The following is an 8,601-nucleotide window of genomic DNA, read 5'->3' on the forward strand; positions in this document are numbered from 1 at the left end:
TCGGAGCCTGCCGCCCATGCTCGACGAATCGCTGCTCGACTCACCGGACGGCCTCGCCCGGGCCGACCGCCGAGCCCTCCTCCGCGGCGCCGCCGAAGCCGGCGCCCGCGTCCGCACCGCCGCACGGCACGCCGTCGAGGCCGGCGTCAACGACCTCAAGCCCGACGGCCGCCCCCGTGCCGTACTCATCGCGGGCCCCGGCGCCGCCGCCACCCAGACCGCCGACCTCCTCGGCACCCTGGCCGGCGCCGGCAGCCCCGTCACCCGCCTCGCCCCCACCGGCGTCGCCCCCGCCGCAGGCGCCCTGCGCTGGGAACTCCCCGGCTGGGCCGGCTCCGTGGACCTGCTCCTCATCGCCACCCCCGACGGCACCGAACCGGGCCTGTCCCTGCTCTCCGAGCAGGCGTACCGCCGCGGCTGCAGCGTCGTCGCCGTGGCCCCCGCCCGCACCCCGCTCGCCGACGCGGTCGCCGGCTCCCACGGCCTGTTCGTCCCCATGGCCACCGCGCCCTACGACCAGGACGAACCGCTCGCCGCCTCCGCGCCCGGCGTCCTGTGGGCACTGCTCACCCCGCTGCTCGCGCTCTTGGACCGCACCGGCCTGCTCACCGCCCCGCCGGACGCCCTGCAGAAGATCGCCGACCGCCTCGACACGATCGCCGAACGCTGCGGGCCCGCCATCGCGGCGTACAGCAACCCCGCCAAGACCCTGGCCGCCGAACTCGCGGACGCGCTCCCCGTCGTATGGACCGAGGGCGTCTCCGCGGGCCCGGCCGGCCGCCGGTTCGCCGCCGCGCTCGCCGAACTGTCCGGCACCCCCGCCGTCGTCGCCGAACTCCCCGAGGCGCTCGCCGCCCACAGCGCCCTGCTGGCCGGCCGGCTCGCCGCCGGCGCGGACCCGGACGACTTCTTCCGCGACCGCGTCGCCGAGAAACCCGCGATGCACGCGCGCGTGGTGCTGCTCCGCGACCGTCCCCTCGGCGGCCTCACCGCGGCCACCGCCGCCCGCGAACTCGCCCTCACCCACGACACACCGATCAGCGAGCTGGAGCCGGAGGCGGGCGGCGAACTGGAGACCCTCGCGGAACTGATCGCCGTCACGGATTTCGCCGCCGTTTACCTGGCGCTCGCCTCGGGAGCCTGATCATGCACGGAACCCCCTGACCCACCCTCCCCACAGACACACGACGTACAACGCACGCACGGCACGCGTACGGCACGCAGCACGCGCACGACCGACCCGCACCGCACCGCGCGCCCGCACGAGAACCGGCAGAAGGACGCAGAGAACCCCATGGACCGCCTCGACAACACCATCCGCCCCTACGCCTGGGGTTCCACCACCGCCATCCCGCGGCTGCTCGGCACCGAGCCGACCGGCGAGCCGCAGGCGGAGATGTGGATGGGCGCCCACCCCGGCGCACCCTCACGCACCGGCCGGGGCACGCTCGTCGAGGTCATCGACGCCGACCCCGAGACGGAACTCGGCGCGGACTCGGTCGCCAAGTTCGGCCCCCGCCTGCCCTTCCTCCTCAAGCTCCTCGCCGCAGGAGCCCCGCTCTCCCTCCAGGTCCACCCCGACCTGACACAGGCCCAGGAGGGCTACGAGGACGAGGAGCGCCGCGGCGTCCCGGTGACGGCCCCGCACCGCAACTACAAGGACGCCAACCACAAGCCCGAACTGGTCTGCGCGCTCACCGAGTTCGACGGCCTGTGCGGCTTCCGCGACCCGCTGCGCGCCGCCGAACTCCTCGACGGCCTCGGCGTCGACTCCCTGAAGCCGTACGTCGATCTGCTGCACGCCCACCCCGAAGAGGCGGCCCTGCGCGAGGTCCTCACCGCGATCCTCACCGCCGACCCCGACGAGATGGCCCGCACCGTCACGGAGACGGCCGCCGCCTGCGACCGCCTCGGCGGCGCCTACGCCCCGTACGCCGACATCGCCCACCACTACCCGGGCGACCCCGGCGTCATCGCAGCGATGCTCCTCAACCACGTACGGCTCCAGCCCGGCGAGGCCCTCTTCCTCGGCGCCGGCGTCCCGCACGCCTACCTCGACGGCCTCGGCGTCGAGATCATGGCCAACTCGGACAACGTCCTGCGCTGCGGCCTGACCCCCAAGCACGTCGACGTCCCCGAACTCCTGCGCATCGTCCGCTTCGAGTCCCGCGACGCCGGCGTACTGCGCCCGGAGGCAGGACCGGACGGCGAGGAGGTCTACGAGACCCCCATCGACGAGTTCCGGCTCTCCCGCTACGTCCTCCCCGAGGGCGGCGCCACCCGCGACCTCACCCTGGCCACCCCGCAGATCCTGCTCTGCACCGCCGGTTCCGTACGCGCGGGCGAGCACGAACTGACCCCGGGGACGTCCGTGTTCGTCCCCGCCGGCGAGAAGGCCGAAGTGTCGGGTACCGGAACGCTGTTCAGGTCCACCGTCGTCGCCTGACCACCCGGTGACGGCCACCTGACACACCGTCGCCGCACGGGGCTGCAACAATGTCCCACCGTCAAAGGACGGGCAAAGTCCCGGGCGGCGCACGCACGCGCCTGCCCGGGCCCCACACGGCGTACGAAGGGACAACGCGAACACATGAGCGCGTCAGGCGGCACCAAGGCGATCGTGGCGGCACTGGGCGCCAATCTCGCGATCGCGGTAGCGAAGTTCGTGGCGTTCCTCTTCAGCGGCTCCTCGTCGATGCTCGCCGAGTCCGTCCACTCGCTCGCCGACTCCGGCAACCAGGCCCTGCTGCTGGTCGGCGGCAAGAGGGCACAGCGCCAGGCCACCCCGCAGCACCCCTTCGGCTACGGGCGTGAGCGCTACATCTACGCCTTCCTCGTCTCCATCGTGCTGTTCTCCGTCGGTGGCATGTTCGCCATCTACGAGGGCTACGAGAAGATCAAGAACCCGCACGAGCTGGAGCACTGGTACTGGCCGGTCGGCGTCCTCGTCTTCGCGATCATCGCCGAGAGCTTCTCCTTCCGCACCGCCATCAAGGAGTCCAACCCCCTGCGCGGGCAGCAGTCCTGGAAGGAGTTCGTGCGCCGTGCCAAGGCGCCTGAGCTGCCGGTCGTCCTCCTGGAGGACCTCGGCGCGCTCGTCGGTCTGGTCCTCGCCCTCGGCGGTGTCGGCCTCGCCCTGGCCACCGGCGACAGCGTCTGGGACGGCATCGGCACCCTCTGCATCGGTGTCCTCCTCATCGTGATCGCCCTGGTACTCGCCGTCGAGACGAAGTCGCTGCTCCTCGGCGAGGCCGCGGGCCCGGAGGAGACCCGGAAGATCGAGGCCGCCGTCGTCGACGGCGACACCGTCCCCCGCATCATCCACATGCGCACCCTCCACATCGGCCCCGAGGAACTGCTGGTCGCCGCGAAGATCGCCGTCCGGCACGACGACACGGCCACCGAGATCGCCGCCGCCATCGACGCCGCCGAGACCCGCATCCGCGAGGCCGTGCCGATCGCCCGGGTGATCTACCTCGAGCCCGACATCTACAGCGAGACCGAAGCCGCCAAGGGCGCCGACTCCGAGGCCACCCCCGGCGGCCCCACCACCCAGGACGCCGGCCACTGACCCCCACCGGTCACCGGGCCCCGCCGAACGACCGGCGGGGCCCTTCGCCGTCACCGGCCCAGAACGGCCTGATGTGTACGCGGCCGGACTGGGGACGGCCGGGCCCGGCGGTGTAGCTTGGGACGGAGCCAGACGTCGCTGCTGATGGCGGTCGGGCGGTCCCACCGGGACCGGCCGAGGGAGAGAGGGCCTCCGACGGACTGCGCTGCGCGCACGCGGGCATGCCTGTGTCCTCCTCAGGGCACCCCTGTGTCCGCCGCCGCTCAGACCAGCCGTACCCACCTCGACCCACACCCCGAGGAGCAGCTCGCAATGACGACTGTCGACAGCCGACAGGACTTCAAGGTCGCCGACCTCTCCCTGGCCGCGTTCGGCCGCAAGGAGATCACCCTCGCCGAGCACGAGATGCCCGGCCTGATGTCGATCCGCAAGGAGTACGCCGAGGCCCAGCCGCTGGCCGGCGCCCGGGTCACCGGCTCACTGCACATGACGGTGCAGACCGCCGTCCTCATCGAGACCCTGGTCGCCCTGGGCGCCGAGGTCCGCTGGGCGTCCTGCAACATCTTCTCCACCCAGGACCACGCGGCCGCCGCCATCGCCGTCGGCCCGAACGGCACCCCGGACGACCCCCGGGGCGTCCCGGTCTTCGCCTGGAAGGGCGAGACCCTCGAGGAGTACTGGTGGTGCACGGAGCAGGCGCTGACCTGGCCGAACACCCCCACCGGCGGCCCGAACATGATCCTGGACGACGGTGGTGACGCCACCCTCCTCGTCCACAAGGGCGTCGAGTACGAGAAGGACGGCAAGGTCCCCTCCGTCGACACCGCCGAGTCCGACGAGCACCGCGTCATCCTCGAACTCCTCACCCGCACGGTCGGCGAGAGCCCGCAGAAGTGGACCCAGCTGGCGTCCGAGATCCGCGGCGTGACCGAGGAGACCACCACCGGCGTCCACCGCCTGTACGAGATGCACCGCGACGGCACCCTCCTGTTCCCGGCGATCAACGTCAACGACGCGGTCACCAAGTCGAAGTTCGACAACAAGTACGGCTGCCGTCACTCCCTGATCGACGGCATCAACCGCGCCACCGACGTCCTCATCGGCGGCAAGACCGCCGTCGTCTGCGGCTACGGCGATGTGGGCAAGGGCTGCGCGGAGTCCCTGCGCGGCCAGGGCGCCCGCGTGATCATCACCGAGATCGACCCGATCTGCGCCCTGCAGGCGGCCATGGACGGCTACCAGGTCACGACGCTGGACGAGGTCGTCGACAAGGCCGACATCTTCGTCACCACGACCGGCAACAAGGACATCATCATGGCCTCGGACATGGCCAAGATGAAGCACCAGGCCATCGTCGGCAACATCGGCCACTTCGACAACGAGATCGACATGGCCGGCCTCGCCAACACCCCCGGCATCGTCAAGGACGAGGTCAAGCCGCAGGTTCACACCTGGACGTACCCCGACGGCAAGGTGCTCATCGTCCTCTCCGAGGGCCGCCTGCTGAACCTGGGCAACGCCACCGGCCACCCGTCGTTCGTGATGTCCAACTCGTTCGCGGACCAGACCCTGGCCCAGATCGAGCTGTTCACCAAGCCCGACGAGTACCCGACCGGCGTCTACGTGCTGCCCAAGCACCTCGACGAGAAGGTCGCCCGCCTCCACCTCGACGCGCTCGGCGTGAAGCTGACGACGCTCCGCCCCGAGCAGGCCGATTACATCGGCGTGCAGGTCGAGGGCCCGTTCAAGTCGGACCACTACCGCTACTGAGCCCCGCTCCCGCCGCGGGAAGCGCGCCCGAGCAGCGGACGCGCTCCCCGGCAGCAGGTCCATCGAGGCAGGCCCCCGCACCCCCGTGCCGGGGGCCTGCCCCATTGATGGACCGGAGACCGGCCCAGCCCGTCACGACCCAGGACCCCCATGCCCCGCGGCCGCTATTCGCTCCACGATCCGCACGATCACACCCCCCTCGCCGAAGAACACTTCCACTGCGCCCCCGGCCCCTCCGGCTGGCGCTACGTCTCCCAGCTCACCGCCCCGTCCGGCGATCACCTGGGCTCGGTCGACCTCGCCCTCGACGAACTCGGCCGCCCCATCCGCCTCGAACTCCACGCCGCGAGCTGGCAGGTCCGCGGCGCCGCCCTCGACGGCGTCACCTGGGTCCGCACGGACCCCACCGGGACCCACGCCACCGAAGGCAATGTGCAGGCCCACAGCTTCACCGGCTCGTCCCCGGCCTTCCTCGTCGCCACCGCCCGGCTCCTGCGCCTCACCCCCTCCGCCGCGGCCACCCGCGTACGCCTCGTCGCCTTCACGGACCCGGTCCTCGCCCCGCGCACCCTGGACCAGTCCTGGGCACTGGTGAGAAGCGAAGCACACCCCACTGACAACGGCCCCCTGACCGTGGACGAATACCAGGTCACAGCCCTGGACACGGGCGAGCAGCACTCCGTGCACCTCGCCGGCGACGTGGTGCTCGCGGCCCCCGGCATCGAGCTGGAGGACCTCGAATCACCCCCGTCGGTCTTCGACTGACGGGCACGCCGCCCGAAGCCGGTCACGCCGGTGGCGCGAACCCCGTCGAAGGCCCGCCACCCGGTCCGTCATGCGGCGGCGAAGCCTGCTCCCCGCCCGCACCGGCGACCGGATGGACAACGGGCCGCACATCGGGCACGACAGCGGCGGCGGGATCCACCGGCGGCGCATAACCCCCCGGTGACCCGGCCGTACCCCCGGCACCGGCCACCCGCCCGCCGCCCCTGGCCTGCGCTTGACCGAACGCCCGCCGCGCCTCCCGGACCTGCCGTTCCTGCAGCACCGCGGCGAGATATGCCGCCGGCGGCACCCCCGGCGGCACCGGGGCCCCCGTGCGATCCGCCAGATCCGCGGCCAGCCGTCCCGCCATCGACCAGGCGACCTGCGGATCCAGCTGTCCCATCCGTGTCAGGTACTGCCTGACGGCCAGCCACAGCCCATCGGGCACCGCTGACAGATCCAGCCCCGAAAAGCGCCCGGACAGCCACGGCGGAGGGGGCGGCACGAACCCCGCCTGCCCGGCCGGCACCCTCTCCCGCACGACCAGGGTCCCCGCGAAGACATCCCCGAGCCGCCGCCCGCGCGCCGACACCAGAGAGGCGATGCAGGCCACCACCCCGAACGTCATCAGGATCTCGATCACCGCGATCAGGCCACGCACCAGCGCGTGCCGGAACCGGATCGGCCCCCCGTCGTCCCGTACCACCCGCAACCCGCACGCCATCTTCCCGAGCGACCGCCCATGGCTGAGCGTCTCGACCAGGATCGGCCCACCCACCAGCACGAGAACGAACAACGCGATCGAGATCGCGGTCTGCGCCGCCTCGTCCAGCGAGGCCGTCGCAGCCACCAGAGCGATGGTCACCGCGACATAGACGGCCACGGCGACCACCAGATCGAGCAGCACCGCCAGCGCCCTGCTGGGCAGCCTCGCGGGGCGCAGCTCCAACGCCACCGCCTCGCCCGTCACCAGCTCACTCACGCCCGCCGCCCTTCCCTGGCCTGCCCCGAACACCGCCAGTCTGCCAAGCTGATGGCACATCGCACCGCAGTAGGACCAGCTGATCAAGCCGATCATCATTCCACCGGTCCGGCCGACCGCCGACGAGCAGCCGAGGAGCAGGCACACCGATGGACCTCGACGTCTTCGTCTCCGCCCACCGCGCGGAGTGGGACCGCCTCGACGCCCTCCTCCGCCGACGGCGCCGGCTCACCGGCGCGGAGACCGACGAACTCGTCGTCCTCTACCAGCGCACCGCCACCCACCTCTCCCTGATCCAGTCGGCCGCTCCCGACCCGCAGCTGACCGGCCGGCTCAGCCAGCTGGTCGCCCGCGCGCGCGGGGCCGTGACGGGCGCCCGCCGCGCCTCCTGGCGTGACGTCACCCGTTTCCTGACCCACAGCTTCCCGGCCGCCGTCTACCGGTCCCGCCACTGGTGGGTGCCGACGGCACTCCTCTCCACGGCGGTGGCGGCCCTGCTCGGCTGGTGGATAGGCACCCACCCGGACGTTCAGGCGTCCATAGCGGCCCCCGCCGAACTGCGGGAGCTCACCCGTCCCGGCGGCCAGTACGAGACCTACTACTCGAGCAACCCCGCGGCCTCTTTCGCCGCCCAGGTGTGGACGAACAACGCGTGGGCCGCGGCCCTCTGCCTGATCCTGGGCGTCTTCCTGGGCCTGCCGGTTCTCTGGATCCTGTTCCAGAACATGCTCAACCTGGGTGTCGGTTTCGGCCTGATGTCCTCCGCCGGCCGTCTGGACACCTTCCTCGGCCTGGTCCTGCCGCACGGGCTCCTGGAACTCACCGCCGTCTTCGTCGCGGCCGGCACCGGCCTGCGTCTCGGCTGGACCGTCATCGACCCGGGCCCCCGCACCCGCCGCGCGGCCCTGGCCGCCGAAGGCCGGGCGGCCCTAGCCATGGCGATCGGCCTCGCCCTGGTCCTCTTCATCTCCGGCGCCATCGAAGGTTTCGTCACCCCGTCGGGCCTTCCCACCTGGGCCCGCATCACCATCGGGGTCGTCGCGGAGCTGGCCTTCCTGGCCTACGTCTATGTCGTGGGCGGACGTGCGGCGCGCGACGGCGAAACCGGTGACCTGGAGGAAGCCGAACGAAGCGCCGACGTACCCGTGGCCGCCTGATGTGCGAGGGCGCCCGCTGAGCTGCTAGTCTCCTCTTTGCCCCGCCGGAGCCGTTGACACGGACGAAGCGGGGAGGTAGATTCGAACAGTTGCCTGGAGGCGGGTTCTCACCCGCAAGGCGACAGTGAGTGTCTGTCGGCTTCTGATCGAGACGCAGATTTCGAAGAAGCACCCTCCCGATGAATCGGAAAAACGAAGGCCGGTCAGTCCGCCCTGAAACTTCTGATAAAGTCGGAACCGCCGGAAAGGGAAACGCAAAAGCGAGAACCTGGAAAGCACCGAGGAAATCGGATCGGAAAGATCTGATAGAGTCGGAAACGCAAGACCGAAGGGAAGCGCCCGGAGGAAAGCCCGAG

The 8,601-nt window shown here is 71.6% G+C and carries 7 protein-coding genes; 6 read left to right on the plus strand and 1 reads right to left on the minus strand.

Annotation, left to right across the window (positions count from 1 at the left end; genetic code table 11):
- Positions 1 to 16 precede the first annotated feature (16 nt).
- From IF28_RS0109185 to IF28_RS0109205, 5 genes are all read left to right on the plus strand, one after another.
- Positions 17 to 1,144: an SIS domain-containing protein gene (locus IF28_RS0109185; RefSeq protein ID WP_030216415.1), complete on the plus strand. Its 1,128-nt coding sequence runs from the start codon at positions 17 to 19 to the stop codon at positions 1,142 to 1,144.
- Between the two features lie 150 nt (positions 1,145 to 1,294).
- The gene (manA, locus tag IF28_RS0109190; protein ID WP_030216417.1) at positions 1,295 to 2,446 is read left to right on the plus strand and encodes a mannose-6-phosphate isomerase, class I; all 1,152 of its coding nucleotides are present in this window, start codon (positions 1,295 to 1,297) and stop codon (positions 2,444 to 2,446) included.
- 144 nt (positions 2,447 to 2,590) lie between these two features.
- Positions 2,591 to 3,571 carry a cation diffusion facilitator family transporter gene (locus IF28_RS0109195; protein WP_030216419.1) on the plus strand — a complete coding sequence of 327 codons (981 nt, stop codon included), beginning with the start codon at positions 2,591 to 2,593 and terminating at the stop codon, positions 3,569 to 3,571.
- Between the two features lie 312 nt (positions 3,572 to 3,883).
- Positions 3,884 to 5,341: an adenosylhomocysteinase gene (gene ahcY / locus IF28_RS0109200; protein ID WP_030216421.1), complete on the plus strand. Its 1,458-nt coding sequence runs from the start codon at positions 3,884 to 3,886 to the stop codon at positions 5,339 to 5,341.
- A 150-nt stretch (positions 5,342 to 5,491) separates the two neighbouring features.
- On the plus strand, positions 5,492 to 6,106 hold the full coding sequence (locus IF28_RS0109205; protein ID WP_030216424.1) for a hypothetical protein: 615 nt from the start codon (positions 5,492 to 5,494) through the stop codon (positions 6,104 to 6,106).
- A gap of 22 nt (positions 6,107 to 6,128) precedes the next feature.
- On the opposite strand, the gene IF28_RS0109210 is transcribed toward IF28_RS0109205, so the two are convergent.
- Positions 6,129 to 7,088 carry an RDD family protein gene (locus IF28_RS0109210; RefSeq protein WP_030216429.1) on the minus strand — a complete coding sequence of 320 codons (960 nt, stop codon included), beginning with the start codon at positions 7,086 to 7,088 and terminating at the stop codon, positions 6,129 to 6,131.
- Positions 7,089 to 7,237: 149 nt separating this feature from the next.
- Here IF28_RS0109210 and IF28_RS0109215 point away from each other — a divergent pair, with 149 nt between their 5' ends.
- Positions 7,238 to 8,245 (plus strand): stage II sporulation protein M, encoded by a 1,008-nt coding sequence (locus IF28_RS0109215; protein WP_030216430.1) that lies wholly within the window; start codon positions 7,238 to 7,240, stop codon positions 8,243 to 8,245.
- The last annotated feature ends 356 nt before the right edge of the window (positions 8,246 to 8,601 follow it).

The organism is Streptomyces sp. NRRL WC-3626, assembly GCF_000718785.1.
In the GTDB taxonomy this organism is placed as follows: domain Bacteria; phylum Actinomycetota; class Actinomycetes; order Streptomycetales; family Streptomycetaceae; genus Streptomyces; species Streptomyces edwardsiae.

Bases quoted from the DNA above. Each gene is read 5' to 3' on its own strand.
- IF28_RS0109185 (WP_030216415.1), top strand. From the start codon at position 17: ATGCTCGACGAATCGCTGCTCGACTCACCGGACGGCCTCGCCCGGGCC.
- manA (WP_030216417.1), top strand. From the start codon at position 1,295: ATGGACCGCCTCGACAACACCATCCGCCCCTACGCCTGGGGTTCCACC.
- IF28_RS0109195 (WP_030216419.1), top strand. From the start codon at position 2,591: ATGAGCGCGTCAGGCGGCACCAAGGCGATCGTGGCGGCACTGGGCGCC.
- ahcY (WP_030216421.1), top strand. From the start codon at position 3,884: ATGACGACTGTCGACAGCCGACAGGACTTCAAGGTCGCCGACCTCTCC.
- IF28_RS0109205 (WP_030216424.1), top strand. From the start codon at position 5,492: ATGCCCCGCGGCCGCTATTCGCTCCACGATCCGCACGATCACACCCCC.
- IF28_RS0109215 (WP_030216430.1), top strand. From the start codon at position 7,238: ATGGACCTCGACGTCTTCGTCTCCGCCCACCGCGCGGAGTGGGACCGC.